The organism is Mucilaginibacter terrae, assembly GCF_031951985.1.
In the GTDB taxonomy this organism is placed as follows: Bacteria; Bacteroidota; Bacteroidia; order Sphingobacteriales; family Sphingobacteriaceae; genus Mucilaginibacter; species Mucilaginibacter terrae_A.
Genome location: NZ_JAVLVU010000001.1, coordinates 2,390,506 through 2,408,666, shown reverse-complemented (window position 1 = coordinate 2,408,666; position 18,161 = coordinate 2,390,506). Strand labels below are relative to the sequence as shown.

Annotated in this window: 17 protein-coding genes and 1 pseudogene; 15 read left to right on the top strand and 3 right to left on the bottom strand. The window is 42.0% G+C overall.

The features are described 5' to 3' along the window. Window positions 1-9 precede the first annotated feature (9 nt). From purQ to QE417_RS10015, 11 genes and pseudogenes are all read left to right on the top strand, one after another. Entirely contained in the window at window positions 10-702 is a 693-nt protein-coding gene (gene purQ, locus QE417_RS10065) for a phosphoribosylformylglycinamidine synthase subunit PurQ (RefSeq protein WP_311949637.1), read from the top strand. Window position 703: 1 nt separating this feature from the next. Next, entirely contained in the window at window positions 704-1,447 is a 744-nt protein-coding gene (locus QE417_RS10060) for a type III pantothenate kinase (RefSeq protein ID WP_311949636.1), read from the top strand. Further along, complete coding sequence (locus tag QE417_RS10055; RefSeq protein WP_311949635.1) at window positions 1,440-2,762, top strand: hypothetical protein; 1,323 nt, start codon at window positions 1,440-1,442, stop codon at window positions 2,760-2,762. Before QE417_RS10060 ends, QE417_RS10055 begins: the two co-directional genes overlap by 8 nt. 22 nt (window positions 2,763-2,784) lie before the next feature. Beyond that, window positions 2,785-3,324: an LPS export ABC transporter periplasmic protein LptC gene (lptC, locus tag QE417_RS10050; protein ID WP_311949634.1), complete on the top strand. Its 540-nt coding sequence runs from the start codon at window positions 2,785-2,787 to the stop codon at window positions 3,322-3,324. A 91-nt stretch (window positions 3,325-3,415) separates the two neighbouring features. Then, window positions 3,416-5,521: a peptidylprolyl isomerase gene (locus tag QE417_RS10045; RefSeq protein ID WP_311949633.1), complete on the top strand. Its 2,106-nt coding sequence runs from the start codon at window positions 3,416-3,418 to the stop codon at window positions 5,519-5,521. 69 nt (window positions 5,522-5,590) lie between these two features. Next, on the top strand, window positions 5,591-6,106 hold the full coding sequence (locus QE417_RS10040; protein WP_311949632.1) for a DUF2480 family protein: 516 nt from the start codon (window positions 5,591-5,593) through the stop codon (window positions 6,104-6,106). Window positions 6,107-6,308: 202 nt separating this feature from the next. Continuing rightward, complete coding sequence (locus tag QE417_RS10035; RefSeq protein WP_311949631.1) at window positions 6,309-7,145, top strand: DUF3108 domain-containing protein; 837 nt, start codon at window positions 6,309-6,311, stop codon at window positions 7,143-7,145. Window positions 7,146-7,152: 7 nt separating this feature from the next. Beyond that, window positions 7,153-7,717 (top strand): annotated as a pseudogene (locus QE417_RS10030) (DUF3109 family protein). Window positions 7,718-7,773: 56 nt separating this feature from the next. Further along, window positions 7,774-8,643 (top strand): glucose-1-phosphate thymidylyltransferase RfbA, encoded by an 870-nt coding sequence (rfbA, locus tag QE417_RS10025; protein ID WP_311949630.1) that lies wholly within the window; start codon window positions 7,774-7,776, stop codon window positions 8,641-8,643. 71 nt (window positions 8,644-8,714) lie between these two features. Then, complete coding sequence (locus tag QE417_RS10020; protein ID WP_311949629.1) at window positions 8,715-8,996, top strand: hypothetical protein; 282 nt, start codon at window positions 8,715-8,717, stop codon at window positions 8,994-8,996. A gap of 9 nt (window positions 8,997-9,005) precedes the next feature. Continuing rightward, entirely contained in the window at window positions 9,006-9,722 is a 717-nt protein-coding gene (locus QE417_RS10015; protein WP_311949628.1) for an SGNH/GDSL hydrolase family protein, read from the top strand. Here the strand turns inward: QE417_RS10015 and QE417_RS10010 are convergent. Continuing rightward, window positions 9,719-10,021: a hypothetical protein gene (locus QE417_RS10010; protein ID WP_311949627.1), complete on the bottom strand. Its 303-nt coding sequence runs from the start codon at window positions 10,019-10,021 to the stop codon at window positions 9,719-9,721. The two genes, QE417_RS10015 and QE417_RS10010, sit on opposite strands and share 4 nt — an antisense overlap. 46 nt (window positions 10,022-10,067) lie before the next feature. Then, window positions 10,068-11,996, bottom strand: coding sequence for a 1-deoxy-D-xylulose-5-phosphate synthase (gene dxs / locus QE417_RS10005; RefSeq protein WP_311949626.1), 1,929 nt, complete (start codon window positions 11,994-11,996; stop codon window positions 10,068-10,070). Window positions 11,997-12,248: 252 nt separating this feature from the next. Here dxs and QE417_RS10000 point away from each other — a divergent pair, with 252 nt between their 5' ends. Further along, window positions 12,249-13,241, top strand: a complete 993-nt coding sequence (locus QE417_RS10000; RefSeq protein WP_311949625.1) for a hypothetical protein — start codon at window positions 12,249-12,251, stop codon at window positions 13,239-13,241. A gap of 1 nt (window position 13,242) precedes the next feature. Here QE417_RS10000 and QE417_RS09995 read toward each other — a convergent pair whose 3' ends face one another. After that, entirely contained in the window at window positions 13,243-14,124 is an 882-nt protein-coding gene (locus QE417_RS09995; RefSeq protein WP_311949624.1) for a LysR substrate-binding domain-containing protein, read from the bottom strand. A gap of 142 nt (window positions 14,125-14,266) precedes the next feature. On the opposite strand from QE417_RS09995, the gene QE417_RS09990 reads away from it, so the two are divergent. The 3 genes from QE417_RS09990 (at window position 14,267) to QE417_RS09980 (ending at window position 18,156) form a co-directional block, all read left to right on the top strand. After that, window positions 14,267-15,508 (top strand): MFS transporter, encoded by a 1,242-nt coding sequence (locus QE417_RS09990; protein ID WP_311949623.1) that lies wholly within the window; start codon window positions 14,267-14,269, stop codon window positions 15,506-15,508. Between the two features lie 281 nt (window positions 15,509-15,789). Continuing rightward, the gene (locus tag QE417_RS09985) at window positions 15,790-16,044 is read left to right on the top strand and encodes a hypothetical protein (RefSeq protein WP_311949622.1); all 255 of its coding nucleotides are present in this window, start codon (window positions 15,790-15,792) and stop codon (window positions 16,042-16,044) included. A 135-nt stretch (window positions 16,045-16,179) separates the two neighbouring features. Next, entirely contained in the window at window positions 16,180-18,156 is a 1,977-nt protein-coding gene (locus QE417_RS09980) for a DUF3857 domain-containing protein (RefSeq protein WP_311949621.1), read from the top strand. Window positions 18,157-18,161: the final 5 nt, after the last annotated feature.

The window sequence follows — 18,161 nt, the reverse complement described above, 5'->3', positions numbered from 1 at the left end:
CTTTGTAGCATGAAATTTGGTGTAGTTATATTCCCCGGTTCAAATTGCGACGAAGATATCATCTACGTTTTGGAAAAAGTTATGGGTCAGCAGGTGGTTCGCCTGTGGCATAAAGAGCATGATTTGCAAGGCGTTGATATGGTAATACTTCCGGGCGGTTTCTCTTTTGGCGATTATTTACGTTCTGGCGCTATTGCCCGTTTTTCGCCTATTATGCAGGAAGTTATTCAGTTTGCTGCAAAAGGTGGTTACGTAATGGGCATTTGTAACGGTTTCCAGATACTGGCCGAAGCCGGTTTGGTACCGGGTGCATTACTGCACAACAAGCAGCGTAAATTTATTTGCCGCAATACCTTCCTGGTATCGCAAACCAAAAACTCGCTTATTACTTCGCAAATTGACGAGCAAAAGGCGCTTAAAATTCCTATTGCCCATGGAGAGGGTAACTACTTTGCCAATGCCGATACCCTGCAATCGTTAAAAGACAACGACCAGATCTTGTTCCGTTACAGTGACGAGGCCGGTAACATTACCGACGAAGCTAACCCTAACGGTTCATTAGAGAACATTGCCGGTGTTTGTAATCTTAACCGCAACGTATTTGGTATGATGCCTCACCCTGAGCGTGCTGCCGATACCCTGTTGGCTAATGAAGACGGCCTTGGAATTTTCGAATCGATACTGAGCCTGGTTAAAGCCTAAAATGGCCCAACTGGTAATTGATATTGGTAACAGCTTTACCAAAATGGCCGTTTTTGACGAAGCGGATTTATTAGGTGTGGGTAGTTACAACAAGATAATTGAGCAGGATATACAAGATCTGTTTCAGGCTTACCATATTACCAAAGCCATTATTAGCACCGTTAAAAAAGAGCCGCAACCCTGGGTTGAACTGGTAGAAAAGCATGTTAAAGTAAGCTACTTCAACAGCAGTATGGCTTATGGCATAACTAACCATTATGCCACGCCGCAAACTTTGGGGTTGGATAGGCTTGCTGCTGTAACAGGTGCCCTGTACCTTTATCCCGGGCTGGATAACCTGGTAATTGATGCCGGTACTTGCATAACATACGATGGTGTTGATGCTGCCGGAAATTACTACGGCGGGAGCATATCGCCGGGTTTGCAAATGCGTTTCAAAGCATTGCAGTACTATACATCGGCGCTGCCATTGGTTAATGCCGATGCCGGTTTTAGTAATTATTATGGCAATGATACTGTTACTGCCATGCGCTCGGGCGTACAAAACGGCATTTTATATGAAGTAGAAGGATTTATTCAAAACTATAACAAACAGGCGCAAAGCCTTAATATCATACTCACCGGCGGCGATAGTGAATTTTTGCATACTATGCTAAAAAACAGCATCTTTGCCGGCTATATAAAAACTGAACCTCAACTGGTTCTCGAAGGATTGAACGCAGCTATACAAGAGCATAATGATTAAAAATATAAGAGCAGGTTTTACTTTTTTACTTTCAACGGTTGCTTTGGGGGCAATGGCGCAATCAACGGCTACCACCAGCTCGCCATACTCGCAGTTTGGCCTGGGTGATTTAAATACCGGCCTGCTTCCGCAAACCCGCGCAATGGGAGGTATTGCAACTGCTATAAACCGCATTAACGGTTATAACACCATCAATATTCAAAACCCTGCATCTTACAGCTATATTAATCTTACCACTATTGATATTGGTGTACTCAGTAAATTTTCTACCCTAAAGCAAGGTAGTACTACAGGGCAAACCAATGGTAATTTCAGGTTAAGCCATTTTAACTTTGCCGCACCTGTTACCAAGCGCTCGGCTTTGAGTTTTGGTTTAGTACCATACTCGGAATTGGGTTACAACTACCGTCAAACCTCAAAAGGTTTTGGCACAGGCAGCGCGGTTGATACCAACACCGTAAATTATATTTACAGCGGCGATGGAGGTTTATCAAAAGCTTATGCCGGTTATGGTTTTGGCATTGGCAGGCACATCTCTTTTGGTGGTAACGTATCTTATATATTTGGGAACCTGCGCAAATTCCGCTCAACCGAATTGCCTAACCTATATGGTAACCTTAACTCACGCAGCGAGCGCAGCAATAGTGTTGGCGGGGTAAATTTCGATTACGGTACCCAGGTTAATTTTGATTTTGGAGACAGAGATAAGCATCTCGTGTTTGCATACTCGGGTTCGGCCGCCAGTACCATTAACTCAAAAGTTACCAATGTGGTAAGCCAGTACACTGCCGATACCGAGGGTAACGAAACTTCTGCGCTGGACACCCTTTCAAACCAGGTTTTAAATAATGGCAAAATTAAGTTGCCATTAATGCACCACTTTGGTGTATCGTTTCAAAAAGACGGTAAATTTTTAATAGGAGCTGATTATAGTATAGGCAATTGGTCAAAGTTAACCGTACCGGGTAGCACCGATGTTTTACAAAACAGCCAAAGCTTTAATGTGGGTGGGCAGTTTACGCCAAATAGCAATGCCTTACACAGTTATTTTGCTTTGGTTGATTATCGTTTGGGTTTCAGATACGATAAAACTTATATTAACGTTGCTAATACAAATATTAACCAATACGCAGCTACTTTTGGCCTGGGCTTGCCTTTAGCACCAAACGGTGGTACGTTTTATAAAATTAATATTGCTGCCGATTATGGTCAGCGTGGCACGTTACAAAATAGTCTCATTAAAGAAAACTTCTTTACTATACATGTTGGCTTTACGCTTAATGATGTTTGGTTCCGCAAATACAAGTTCGATTAAGAACTTTACATATACTTGCTGTATGCTGGCCGCTTTGGCCGGCATATTGTGTTTAAGCGCCTGCGAAAACGATTTAAAAGCCATTCAAAAAATATCGGCACAAGAAGTTAGCAAGCCTATAAGTACCACCACCGGCCTTGATGTAATTACCAGTGATTCGGCCGTGATAAAAATGCATCTCACCAGTCCGCTGTTAATTGAATATCTGGATAAGCACTTTCAGGAAATGCCTAAAGGACTTAAGATAATTTCATATGACAGTAAGGGCAAAGAAGAAGGAGAGATCACTGCTGATTACGGTATTCAGCGCGAAAATGAAAATATTATTGAGCTGCGCAGAAATGTAGTTTGTAAAAACTCACAGGGCGAAACCTTTAAATCTGATGAGTTGATCTGGGATAAAGGTAAAAGGACGATATACTCCAATAAGCCGGTTCAAATAAGCTTTTCAGACGGTACAATTTTATACGGAACAGGTGCCGATAGTAACGAAAGTATGTACCCCTGGACCATCAAAAATACCACCGGACAAATACCAGTCAATCAAAACTTTGGGCAGTAAATTTTGTTTCGCAATTTTTTAGTAAAAATTGTATCTTGCGCCCTCTTTTAAAAGAAGTGAAAATTTATTTTTTATAGGTTATATGGGTATCATGAGTTTTTTGCGCGAGCGCATGGGCACGATTTTAGTCGTGGTTATTGGCTTGGCGCTGTTTGCCTTTATTGCAGGTGAAGTAATTACGTACGGCCGTTCGTTCATGAGTGGCGACCGCAATACATTGGGCGAGGTTGCAGGCGAAAAAATTGCCTATGAGCAATATATGGACAAGGTGAAACAAAACACCGAAATGTTCATGCAGCAATCTGGTCAAACCAGTTTAACTCCTCAAATTACTGATTACGTTCAGGAAAATTCGTGGAACCAGGCGGTTAGTCAAATCATCCTTAAAAAAGAGCTGGAAAAATTAGGCATAGTTGTGGGTACTGATGAAACCCAGTCAATGATCAGCGGTAAAAATGTTAGTCCGCAAATTGCACAATACTTTACCGATCAAAAAACCGGGCAGTTAAACCGCGAAGCGCTGAATAACTTTTTAAAGCAAATGCAAACTGCAAAGCCTAACGATCCCATGACCCAGCAATGGAGCAACCTGGTGGCTTCGTTAATTGAAGGCAAACGCAGCGAAAAATATTTTTCGTTAGTACATAACGGTTTATACGTAAACTCTTTGGAGGCTACCGATAGCTACGAGGCAAAAAACAAGCTGGCTAAATTTACTTACGTTGAATTAGCATACAGCACCATTGCCGATAATAAAGTAACCATCAGCGATGATGATTACCAAACTTATTACAACGAGCACAAAGGCCAGTTTAAAAACCCTCAGGAATTACGCAGCCTTGAATTTGTAAGCTTTAATGCTTCACCTTCAAAAGAAGATACTGCTGCTATCAAATCTCAGGTTGAAAAATTAGCTGCCGATTTTAAAGCGAGCACTAATGATTCACTTTTTGTTCAAATCAACTCTGAAACCAAAGCTCCTTTGGCTTACCAGAAGAAAGGTCAGTTAGACCCTCAGCTGGATTCGGTTATGTTTACCGCAGCTCCGGGTTTTGTTTACGGTCCTTATGTATCAAACGGTAGCTACAAATTGGCAAAACTGGTTGACAGCCGCGTAGGTCCTGATTCGGTTACTGCTCGTCACATCCTTATCAGCGCAGCTACTGCAGGTGGTATCGATAAAGCAAAAGCTAAAGCCGACTCGTTAAAGAAACTGATCGAAGGTGGCCGTCCGTTTGCCGAACTGGCTAAAAACTTCTCAGAAGATAAACAATCAGGCGAAAAAGGTGGCGACGTAGGTACTTTTGGCCGTGGCGCTATGGTTCCTCAGTTTGAAGAAGCAGCTTTTAACGGCAAGCCGGGTGATTTAAAAGTTGTTGAATCACAATTCGGTATTCACCTGATCAATGTATTGAGCCAAAAAGGTTCTTCAAAAGTAGTTAAAGTGGCTACTGTTGATAAACCACTGGTTGCAAGTAATAAAACACAGTCAGCAGCTTACAGCAAAGCTCAGGCATTTTTAGGAAATGTGTCTGGAAGTAATTTTGCTGAAGAGGCTAAAAAAGAGAAACTGTCAATTCGTAATGCTGAAGATGTAGCAGGTACTGCTTCAACAATTCCAGGTGTTGAAAGTGCTCGCGAACTCGTAAAATGGGCATTTAACAAGGCCGAGAAAGGTGACGTAGTTGATCAGGTTTATACCCTGGGCGACCAATACATTGTGGCTCGGGTAACTAAAATTAAACCTGCAGGTACTTTAGCTTTAGAGGATGTTAAGGACATGATTAAGCCAGAAGTATTGATCCAGGTAAAAGCTAAACAATTTAGCAGCAAATTGCAGTCGGCCTTAAACGGTTCTTCGAGCATTGCACAGGTTGCACAAAAAGCAGGTGTACAAGCCATACCGGTTGAAAACATTGTGTTTGCTAACCCTGTGATTCCGGGCTTATCATTAGAGTACAAAGTTATAGGTACTGTATTTGGTATGCAGCCTAACAAAATATCAAAACCAATTGAAGGTGCGCATGGGGTGTACGTGGTATCGCTTAACAGCTTCCAAAACCCTGCGCCGCTTACCAATAACATTCGCGAAAAACAACAACTTTCGCAAACTTTGTTGCAACAGGCTGATAACCGTTTGTTTGATGCACTGAAAGATAAGGCTAATGTAAAAGATTACCGCTTTAAGTTCTTATAACAAAATTTGAAGTAATTTTACATCCGGAAATGGCCTTGAGCTGTTTCCGGATTTTTTATTTTATACGCTATGGAAATTCAGGAAAACTTCGTTAATAAAGTAGCACAAAGCGGACTGGTAACCCTCGATCCGGCCGACTTTTACCCTACGGGAGAACGTGTGATCTACGATATAAAAAACAACCTGTTTATGGAACTCATTTTGAAAGAAAAAGATTTCAGAGAGTTTGTAAAAGGACACGATTGGTCACAGTATAGCGGCAAAAACGTAGGAATTACCTGTACTGCCGATGCCATTGTACCGGCTTGGGCTTACATGCTGTTGGCTAACCGTATGGCGCCATACGCCAAAGAAATAGTTTTTGGTGATGCCGACGTACTGGAAACTGTATTGTTTGAAAAAGAGATGGCTAAAGCCGATTTTGAGCAATACCGCGATCAGCGCATTGTACTAAAAGGTTGTGGCGACATACCGGTGCCAACATCGGCCTATGTGGAGTTAACCAAACGCCTCACGCCTGTGGCTAAAAGCTTAATGTTTGGAGAGCCTTGCTCAACCGTGCCTATTTATAAGCGTAGGGATTAATACGCTTAGAGGCGAATACCCTGTGTTTTTTGATAAAAAATAATGTCATCTCGAACGATAGTGAGAGATCTTTTCGGATTTGGCATTTAAACTGTTAGACTGTAAAAGTGTCGAACATCATTAAAACCGAAAAGGCCACGGTAAATTTGGAATGATAAATTATTTAAAAAAGATATTCTCCCCCTTAGAAACACGATACTTTGTGTCTTCTTTTGACGAGCGAGAGCAACTGCAGCCGGCGAGACGCAAAGTGTTGTGTGTGTACAAAGCCTTGCTGGTGTTTTTTTGTGCCACCACAATGGCATCAGGTGCGTTTGCGCAGTTACCCAAACTGCCTGAGCCCGCTTTTAAAGCAGGAGAGGAGCTTAGTTATAAATTAAAATACGGCTGGTTTACCGGTGCCGAAGCGCATTTAAAGATAGCCGAAACCAATGAAAAGTTTGAAGGCGGTAAACCTGCCTGGCATATCATAGCCGATGGCAAAACTGCCGGCACATTTGATGTTTTTTACAAAGTACGTAACCGATACGAGACTTTTATTGACCATAACACGTTAATGCCCTACCTGTATACCGAAGATAGGCGTGAGGCCAAATACAAGCACCAGGACAGGGTGGTGTTCGATCATCAAACTGATAAAATTACGGCTAACAGCGGCACCTATCCCTTTTCGGGGCAGGTGTTCGATTTTCCTTCGGCCTATTATTTTGCCCGTTGTTTGGATGTATCCAAACTCAAAATCGGCGAAACCTTTCAATTGCGGTATTTTTTGGATGATTCCATACAGGCCATGACCATTACCTATTTAGGTAAAGAAACGGTGGAATGTTCGATGGGAAAATTCAGTTGCTTAAAGTTTAATCCTACTATTATTCCGGGGCGTATATTCCGTAAGAACAGTAAGTTGTATCTTTGGGTTACCGATGATGGTAACCGTATACCCGTAAAGGCGCACGTAGAGCTGGTAGTGGGTAGTGTAACTATGGACCTCACCGGTGCCAAAGGGCTTAAATATCCTTTAAACCCCATAAAGAAGTAAAGTAAAAATGATAGAAGTTGGGAGCACGTTAGTGCACGAAGATGTAGTTAACGAAAACTTTGTTTGCAACCTTAACAAGTGCAAAGGAGCATGTTGCTTAGAAGGCGATTCAGGCGCACCACTTGCGCATAACGAGCTTGCTATACTTAAGGAGATCTATCCTAAAGTTAAGCCATATATGACAGCTAAGGGCATAGCAACTATTGAAGCGGTAGGCACACACGTAACTGATTTTGAGGGCGATTACACCACCCCATGCGTTGACACCAACAAGGAGTGTGCCTATGTAACCTGGGAAAACGGCATCACCAAATGTGCTATTGAAAAAGCCTGGGAAGAAGGTGCTGTTGATTGGCGTAAACCGGTATCGTGCCATTTATATCCTATTCGTATTACCAACTACCCGGAGTTTGACGTACTGCATTACGACCGCTGGAACATTTGCAGCCCTGCCTGTAGCTTTGGCGATGAACTGAAAGTTCATGTGCATGAGTTTTTAAAAGAAACCGCTCATACGTAAGTATGGTGCCGAGTGGTACCAGGAACTGGAAGATAAAGTGGCTGGTATATAAACCTTTTCATATATTTAGCGTATTACAACTATCCGTAATTTAACAAAACTTAAACCGTGAAAGGAATTATACTCGCCGGAGGCTCCGGCACCCGTCTACACCCGCTCACTTTAGCTGTAAGCAAGCAATTAATGCCGGTATATGATAAGCCGATGATCTATTATCCGCTATCAGTACTTATGCTGGCCGGTATAAAAGAAATTCTTATTATTTCCACCCCACATGATATGCCGCAGTTTCAGCGTTTGCTGGGCGATGGTTCGCGCATTGGCTGCCGATTTGAGTATGCTATACAGGCCGAGCCAAACGGACTGGCTCAGGCTTTTGTAATTGGTGCCCATTTTATTGGAACTGATAAAGTGGCTTTGGTATTGGGCGATAATATATTTTACGGCGATGGCCTGTCAAAGCTATTACAAACCAGCAGCGACCCAGACGGTGGTATGGTGTTTGCCTACCAGGTGGCCGATCCTGAACGCTATGGTGTAGTTGAGTTTGATGAAGACAATAATGCTATATCATTAGAAGAAAAGCCGTCGGAGCCAAAATCAGATTATGCCGTACCGGGATTATATTTTTATGATAACGATGTAGTTGAGATAGCTAAAAACATAGCGCCGTCTCCACGCGGCGAGTATGAGATCACCGATGTAAATAAAGAATACCTTAACCGTGGCAAACTTAAGGTAGCCATCCTTAGCCGTGGCACTGCCTGGTTAGATACAGGTACCTTTGCATCATTGATGCAGGCCGGACAGTTTGTACAGGTTATAGAGGAGCGTCAGGGTATTAAAATAGCTTGTATCGAAGAAATAGCCTTTCGTATGGGCTTTATTGATGGCGAGCAACTGGCTGAAATTGCTAAACCGCTTACCAAAAGTGGTTATGGCCAATACCTGCTTAAATTACTTAAAGGCAAAAAATAATTTTTAATATAGATAACTATAGTGATCCTTTATATCTTTCGGGGTATAAAGGATTATTTGTTTTACGAGGAATGATAACGCTTGAAGAGATAACCCACGCAGTTGCGCTTATAGTAAAAGGTGAAAAACCACAGCTATTAGTTGACGATTTAAACACCAACCTTAATAGCGAAACTGTGCGCGATCATATCCGATCGGCCTTTATGGATTTAGGCGTAGAAGTGGAGTTTAGCGGAAAAGGCCTGCAAGAGCGTGGTGTGGTTATTGACGTGGATGAAGAGCGCATGATGCAGTTGGGCTTCAGCCCAGATACACAACGCTTCGGCCAAACCGTAGTAAAGCACAAGCAATAATACGTTTGTATGCCATCTATCAAAGTAGCCTGCCTGGGCGACAGCATAACACAAGGCACCGATAGTTACAACTGGTTGGCCGATCTGCAACAACAGTTTAACCCAACCTTCGAGTTTTACAACTGCGGCATAAACGGCGAACTGGCCTATAATAATCTTTTACGCATTCAGCAGGTAATTGATATTGAACCCGATTATGTGGTAATTCTTGTTGGTACCAATGATGTTTTAGCCACACTCTCCAAAGGTAATACCAATCTTTATCTTGAAATTGCCAATCTGCCACGTGTGCCTGATATGGCCTGGTATATAGAAAATCTGGATCAGATGATTACAACGTTAAGGCAGGAGACGAATGCCCGTATTGCGCTTTCCTCTTTGCCGGTTTTAGGGGAAGATTTAGAAGATAACGCCAATGTAATAGTGAACCGCTATAATGAAAAGATACAGCGGCTTGTAAAAAAGTACAATCTGCACTACTTGCCGTTAAACGAAGAAATAACAGAATATCTTAAAGTCCACCCCGTAGAGAATCCTGCCATATACCGCCCGTTTGGCTGGTGGCTCAAAGCCAATATTCATTTTCGCACAAGGGTGCTGAAACAAGATTGGGACGAATACGTCGGAGTACATGGCTTGCAGGTAACCACCGATACTATTCACCTGAACAGCGTAAGCGGTAAAATGATGGCTGATTTGGTAGCGGCGTTTATAAAGGCTGTTTAATCAAACGATAAAGTACCGCTTAAAGTGGTTTCTAACTCCTGGTGGTCTTCGCTAATTAAAGTTCCGTTAACCATTACTGCGTAGTGTTGATTTCCTGGTTTAAATGTTTCTTTAACATTTTGCGGACTCAACAGAACCATATTGCTGGTTACTTTAGTACCCTTCAAGTTCTCAGTGAGTTTAACAATGAGTTTATTTCCATGTCGTTCATAAATCACTGTGCCAAAAAGATGGTCATTCTTAAGGCTAACAGGTTTATGAACAGTAATTCTTACAGAAGAACCTCTTAATGAATTCATAAATATAAAGGTTTTTCTAAAGATTGAAATTCTGAATTAGAAACAGTTAAGAGGCTATAATATGCCTGTTTTGGCTAAGCCCCATTTTTTTAACAGTACGTGCTATGCCTGCTGCATCAAAACCGCATTCGGCCCAAAGCTCGGGTTGTTCGCCGTGTTCAATAATGGCATCGGGTATGCCCAAACGGATCACTTCGGCCTGGTACTTATGATCAGCCATAAATTCTAATACTGCACTGCCTGCACCGCCGTCAAGGCAACCGTCTTCAACGGTAATTATTTTGCTGTATTTGGTGAATACTTCGTGCAGCATAGCCTCGTCTAACGGTTTTACAAAGCGTAGGTCATAGTGTGCAGGGTAGTAGCCTTCGTTATTAAGTTCGGCAGTGGCTATAACCACTTCATTACCAATAGCACCTATCGATAAGATGGCCACTTCTTCACCATCACATATTTTACGGCCTTTGCCCACTGGTATAGCCTTCATTGGGCGTTGCCAGTCAACCATTACACCGTTACCGCGTGGGTAGCGTATTACAAACGGACCAGCGTTTTCCTGTTGTGCGGTGTACATCAGGTTGCGCAATTCTTCCTCGTTCATCGGGGCCGATACCGTTAAATTTGGTATGCAGCGCATGTAAGCCAAATCGTAAGCACCGTGGTGGGTAGGGCCATCAGCACCGGCAAAGCCGGCACGGTCGAGGCACAGTACCACGTTGAGCTTTTGAATGGCTACATCATGCACCACCTGGTCAAAAGCCCGTTGCATAAAGCTTGAGTATATATTACAAAAAGGCACCATCCCTTGCGAAGCTAAACCGGCCGAAAACGTAACGGCATGCTGCTCAGCAATACCTACGTCAAAAGCACGATCGGGCATGGCCTTCATCATTAAGTTTAACGAACAGCCCGATGGCATGGCCGGGGTTATACCCATAATTTTAGGGTTTTGCTCGGCCAGTTCAATAATAGTATGCCCAAAAACATCCTGGTATTTAGGAGGCTGGGGTTTTTCGTAATAAGTCTTTTTAATTTCGCCGGTTATCTTGTCAAACAAGCCCGGGGCGTGCCATTTGGTCTGGTCTTTTTCGGCCAGGGCATAGCCTTTACCTTTTACGGTAACGCAATGCAATAATTTAGGGCCTGGTATATCGCGCAGATCGCGCAGCACCTTTACCAAATGCTTTACATCATGACCGTCAATTGGGCCAAAATATCTGAATTTAAGGGCCTCAAATAAATTGCTTTGTTTAAGCAGGGTACCTTTAATGCTTTTCTCTATTTTCTTGGCGTACTTCAAAGCGTCCGGACCAATGGCTGATAGTTTTGCAAGCACGTAACCAATATCAGCCCTGAAACTGTTGTACGGTTTCGAAGTGGTAATATCGGCCAGGTATTCTTTTAATGCGCCCACGTTGGGGTCAATCGACATGTTATTGTCGTTCAAAATTACCAGCAGGTTACTGTTGGCAATACCCGCATGGTTCAAGGCTTCAAAAGCCATACCGGCGGTCATGGCACCATCGCCAATAACGGCCACGTGCTGGCGGTCGGTTTCGCCTTTGTAGTGCGATGCCACGGCCATACCCAATGCTGCCGAAATGGAGGTTGATGAGTGCCCAACGCCAAAAGTATCGTATTCGCTCTCCGAACGTTTAGGGAAACCGCTCAGGCCGCCATATATACGGTTGGTGTGAAAATTATCGCGGCGGCCGGTTAGTATTTTATGGCCGTAAGCCTGGTGGCCTACATCCCACACCAATTGGTCATAAGGGGTGTTTAATACGTAGTGCAGGGCGGTAGTAAGCTCTACTACACCCAGGCTGGCACCAAAATGCCCACCATTTACCGATACCACGTCAATAATGTATTGGCGCAGCTCCTGACTTATTTGCTCTAAATCGTCTTCGCTAAATTGCTTTAAATCAGAAGGAGAGTTTATTTTTTGAAGTAATTCGCCGGCCGGTACTTGCATCTAAATATTATACGGATTGAACTTACAAAGTAAGCAAATTTAATTGGTAATTGGATTGACAAATTGGAGCATCAAATGTTTTAATAATACCCGCATGTTTTGGTAATCTTACATGTTAAATGTTTTATAAAAGTACTTTCAAAAGCAAAGTTAAGTATTTGGAAATGTAAAATCAAAATATTGAGCCATTTTGTGTGGTAAGCAAATCTTATTTATCATATTTGATAATATTGCCCTCGCATAAAATCATCAATGAAAACCTTTAAGCCTTATTTCATCATCATAGTATGGTGCTTTATTATTTCTGCATTATTGCCGTCGTGCGCACCTGAGCCGGGTATTTATATCAATGACCAAATTCCATCGGGTATGGCAGGTACCGCTAAGGAGTTGAATACTACTTTGCTCAAGGCCCTTCAAAAAAACAACCTCAAACTGCTCGAAACCATTTTATCAAACGAGTTAATGCAGCGTTATGGCATCAATGGCGATTTAGAACTATGCAGCACTTACATGCGCGAAGGTAAAAACACCATGTTGGGACAGGTTTACTCATCACAAACCAAGCGCAAACTCTTTGTTGCAAAAATGCCGGGCAAAGGCATAAATGGATATTCGCTATCCTACACCCCGCTTTCTAAAGAGTGTTACATTGCCATGTATACATTAAACTACCGTAACAACAAGTGGTTGCTTACGGCTATTTACAACAAGTACAAATACGGTTGGAAGCTTAGCGAAATGGAAGTTACGGCCTACACGGTATCAGGCAAAACAGCACCGGAGATTTATCATGAGGCTAAAGCCGGTTATGATAAAGGATACTTGGTGGGTGCCATAAACCTCATGGAGCGCTCACGCAGGTGCGCTATACCGAGTTCTATATGGCGGTATAACGAAATGGCGGAGATGGATGCCTTTTACAGTAAAACCTTGAAAGAGGGCAACAGTCGTTTCGATTTCCCGGTGGTGGTTAAACAGGTTTCCTCTCACCCGCAAATTATCTCCATGTCAAACACCGATGCCGGTTACGGTATTTCGCCGTTGGTAAGCTATGTGTCGAAATTTGATTTGAAGGACACTAAGGCCATAGATGCTGAACATCAGGAGTTGCAAAAAGTGATAGGCGATGTGTTGCCGGGCATTAACAAAATGGATAAGCGCGTGTATTTTACCATCTATAACAAATCGCCTTTTGCAACTAAAGAAAAGGTTCCATTTGTGGTTAAAGAAAGTAATTATTAGTCTACTCGTGCTCCATTACGCGCATCAGTTCATCAGCAAATAATTTGGCCGCTTTTTTACGGTAAACGCCCTTTTGCCATAGGATGTATGATTGCCGTTTAATGGCCTTGGTGTCAATATTAACGGCTTTTATCTTATCCCAGCCAAATAAGGCCTTTTCGTTAAGTATAGTTACCCAATGCCCGTTTTGCACCAGCGATAGTATGGAATGCACATCGTTCATCTCTATTTTAATGTTGGGATTTAATTTTTTGCGGTAAAACAGGTCGTTTATATAGGTGCGTGAGCTAAAGCCTTTACCAGGTATGATGAGCTCCTGTTGAGCCAATTCTTCTAAAGTAATGGTTTTAAGTTTGGCTAAAGGATTGTTCCTGGAAACCGCCGCCACAATGCCCGAACTAAAAAGCACCTGCATTTCCAGATCCTCATCGTCCGACTCGTTATGAAAAGCCAGGATCATATCCAGCTCGGCCAGTCGCAGCTTTTTCTCCAACTCTTCGGGGTTGCCGTAGGTGATGTAAATTTTAATACCCGGATATTTGGTAGAAAACGGCGCAAGCGCAGGCAAAAGTAGTGAAGTAAACGCGTAGGATACACCAATATTCAGTTCACCGTTTACGGCATTGTTTAGCTCGGCAATGGCTTGTTTGCCTTTTTGCACATCGCGCAATATCTTTTGTGCATGCTCTAAAAACAGATGTCCGGCCTCGGTAATGCGTACATGCTTGCCAATGCGATCAAACAGGAGCATGCCCAGTTCTTCTTCCAACTGCTTAATTTGCTGCGATAGCGTGCTTTGGGTGATGAATACCGCAACGGCAGCCTCGGTAAAGTTCATGGTTTCGGCAGCTTTTACAAAGTACTGCAATTGGCGTAGTTCCATAATCAATCGTTTTTATCAATCAATATCATTAAAACAATCTATTTTACAAATGTATCATTATTGCCGATATTTGTATTACAAAGAATTCAGTAGCCCGGCATTCGGACTCAACTAAGTTTCTTTCGTTAGACCGATATAGTGCATGAACGTTTTCCGCTCCCTCAAATACCGCAATTTTAAACTTTTCTTTTATGGCCAGTCCATATCGCTCATTGGTACCTGGATGCAAAAAACAGCCGTGAGCTGGCTGGTTTACCGCCTAACCGGGTCGGCCTTATTGCTGGGTTTGGTGAGCTTTGCAAGTTTAATTCCTTCATTGGTGCTATCACCATATGCAGGTAGCATGGTGGATAGGCATAACCGTTATAAAATATTGGTGATTACGCAGGTAGTATCAATGTTGCAGGCCGGGGCATTGGCGTTTATGCTGTTTTTTAAGGTGTATAATATACCGGCTATTATTGGGCTGAGTTTGCTGCAAGGTATCATCAATGCTTTTGATATTACCACCCGCCAGGCCATGATGAGCGAAATGGTTACTAATAGAAACGACTTGCCTAATGCCATTGCGCTGAATTCCACTATGACCAATATTGCCCGTATTGCCGGTCCGGCTATTGCGGGTATTGTGCTGAGTACTTTTGGTGAGGATGCCTGTTTCTTCGGGAACTTTTTTAGCTACATACCGGTGCTGGCCTGTCTATTTATGATGAAGCTGAGTACCACGGCATTGCCTCGCCCGCAAAAAAGTATTTGGGTTGAATTGCAGGACGGCTTCAAATACGTATCGGGCGACCGTGATTTGAGCAGCCTCATTATCATGCTAACTGTGAGCAGCTTGTTTGTAATTCCGTTTAACACCCTCATGCCCATATTTGCCAAAGATATTTTCAACGGCGATGCCAAAACCTTCAGTTGGTTTGAAAGCGCGGCCGGGCTCGGTTCGGTAATTAGCGCGATTTACCTGGCCACCTTAAAAACCGATAAGCACATCATCAAAGTAATGACCATTGCCAGCTTAGTTTTTGGTTTAAGCGTAATGCTTTTGGGTTACGCCGCCAAACTACCCATAGCATTGTTGTTCATGACCATGACTGGCATAGGTATGATGGCTCAAACATCAACCATCAATACTTATATACAAACACACGCCGTACCGTCCATGCGGGCAAGGGCCATAAGCTACTATGTAATGGCCTACCAGGGCATGATTCCCATTGGCAGTTTGTTAATTGGCTGGTTGGCCAACTCCTTAGGACCACGCGGGGCGGTATGTGTGGAAGGGGTGATCGGTGTGTTATCAACCGGGTTGTTTGTGTTGTATAAAAGAAGGCAGGCCGGAGATGCTATGTTTTTTAGAAAAACAGCGTTGGCTGGAAAATAATATTTTATGTTTGGTTGAAAAAGTATAATTTGAATGCACAAAGTAGCCGTTAATAAATGCACAAAGTACATTGCTTTCTTGATGACGTAAATCAAATTTAATTTTCTTCCAATGAGAATTTAAACTACGAGTTTGCTCAAACTGTCAAGTGTTTTGGGTTTGATGATATTATTGTAAACTTAACAGCCAATGATATTGATGAAATGTTGAGATCCTATACAGGTTCAATTACCAATGATGCAAGGAATAATATCTTGACATTGTTATCAAATCGAACTCAAGTGCCAAGATTGAAGGTCGTTCTGGAAAATATTGAATCTTCCAAAATTGGATTTGGTTCATCAGGTTGTGCTATAATAGTTGATACTAATTCGGTTTGGTTTTTAATTAAAGAAAAGGCCCCGAATGAATTTATAGAGCTGATCTCTAAAATATCTTTATCGCAAGGTGTGTTGTTGGTAGATGCTGCTAAAGGAGCTATTGTTGATAGCACAAGTGTATCAAATATTGAAGAGTACTTTGAATTTGATGATTAGCTACTATTATTTTCTGTAATTGGTAATGATTCACTAAGTGAATTAAGCCATACAATTTGACTTGTAATATGTTTTAAATATTTTTTTTAATGTGGTTTATGTGTACCTTGGTGCAGGTAAACCTTATTATAATAAATGAAAAAACTATTGACCGGCCTTTTCCTGCTGGCGTTATCCTTCAGCACCGCACGTGCCCAAAAATTTGCATCGGATGCACAACCTTACGGAAAAATAGATAAAGCTGATCTCGAACTCAAAATCTGTGAATTTGAAAAGGATGCCAATGCCATGGTATTATTTCAAAAGGGTGATTTATATTATGATGATAATCTCAATATCATTATTGATCATCACAAGCGCATTAAGATTTTTAATGATAACGGTAAAAAAGCAGCCGATATACGTATTGAATATTATGGCGGTAACCGTTATGAATATGTAACCGGCCTGCAGGCCCAAGTGTATAACCTGGTTGACGGGAAGGTAGAAATAACCAAAATTGACAAGAAGCAAATTTTTACCGAAAATATTGACAAAAACCGCATGGCGCTGGTTTTTTCGTTCCCAAACATCAAACCGGGTTCGGTTATCGAGTATAAGTATACACAAACCATTAACGTATCAGATGATATACCTAACTGGTATTTTCAGGATGATATACCGGTTAAATACAGTGAGTTGCAAACCACCATACCCGAGTGGTTTTACTTTACTGTGCAACAGCGTGCATTTCGGCCTTTTACTAAGCGTGCAAAGTTAACTAAATCCCGCTCGTATGGTTCGGGCACAAGTGCGTTGTTATTTACCGAAAACATGGATCAGTATGCCATGAGCAATGTAGAATCGATAGCTCGGGAACCATACATGACCTCAAGGGTTGATAATCTGCAGTCGCTTTTCTTTCATTTAACGCATTTTAATCCTCCGGCAGGCTTTTCTAAATCGTATTCAGATAGTTGGGCCAAGGTTGGTGGAGGTTTAGCTGAGCACGAAGATTTTGGTGCCCAGTTAAAAAGAAAACTAACAGGCGAAGCGGCAATTATTGACAAAGCCAAAACTTTTAAAACCAACGAGCAAAAAATTGCCTATGTATTTAACGAGGTTAAAAATACCATGAAATGGAATAACAGCGATGACTGGTATACCAATGAAGGTACCGTAAAAGCGTGGGAGAAGAAAATAGGTAACTCAACCGAAGTGAACCTTATATTATACCGTTTGCTCAAACAATCGGGAGTTGATGCTTATCCAATGGTGGTGAGTACCCGTTCTCACGGACGTGTAAACCCGATGTATTCTTTTTTATATCAGTTTAACCGTGGTGTAGTATATGTGCCGGTTGATAGCGCTAAAAGTTATGTGCTGGATGCTACTAATAAGTATAATACATATTTTGATATTCCGGCTGAACTGGTAGGCTCATATGGTTTGTATATTGATAAAGAAAATAAAAGGTTTGATTTAATTACTCTACAGCGTAAAACACCTGTACGCAAAGTAGTAATGCTTAATGCTCAAATATTGCCCGACGGTAAAATGGACGGTACCGCTATGATCAATAGCTTTAGCTATCATCGCACCTCCAGTATTGAAAATTATAAAACCAACGGAGAGAAAAAGTACATTGAGTACCTGCGCGATAATGATAACACATTGAGCATTACCTCGCTTAAAATGGATAACATAGATGTTGATAGCTTACCGCTCTTACATAATATTGCTTTTAAGCAGGAGTTAACTGGGTCAGATAAAGACTACATATACTTTAGCAGTAATATATTCACCTCCATGTACAGTAACCCGTTTTTAAGCGAAAACCGTATTACCGATATTGACTTTGGACACCTGAATAGCTACAACTTAACCGGTATGTTTAAATTACCGGCCGGTTATAAGCTTGAAGCCCTGCCCAAAAGTATTAGCTTACAAATGCCCGACCAAAGCATTAGCTGCAGGCGGGTAGTGGCCGAAGAAAACGGTACACTGATGATACGCTACCTCATTAACTATAATAAGTCATTATTTAACAAAGATGATTACCCACCTGTGCACGACTTCTACAAAAAAATGTATGAGTTGTTGAATGAGAAAGTGGTGTTAAAGAAATCATAAGTACA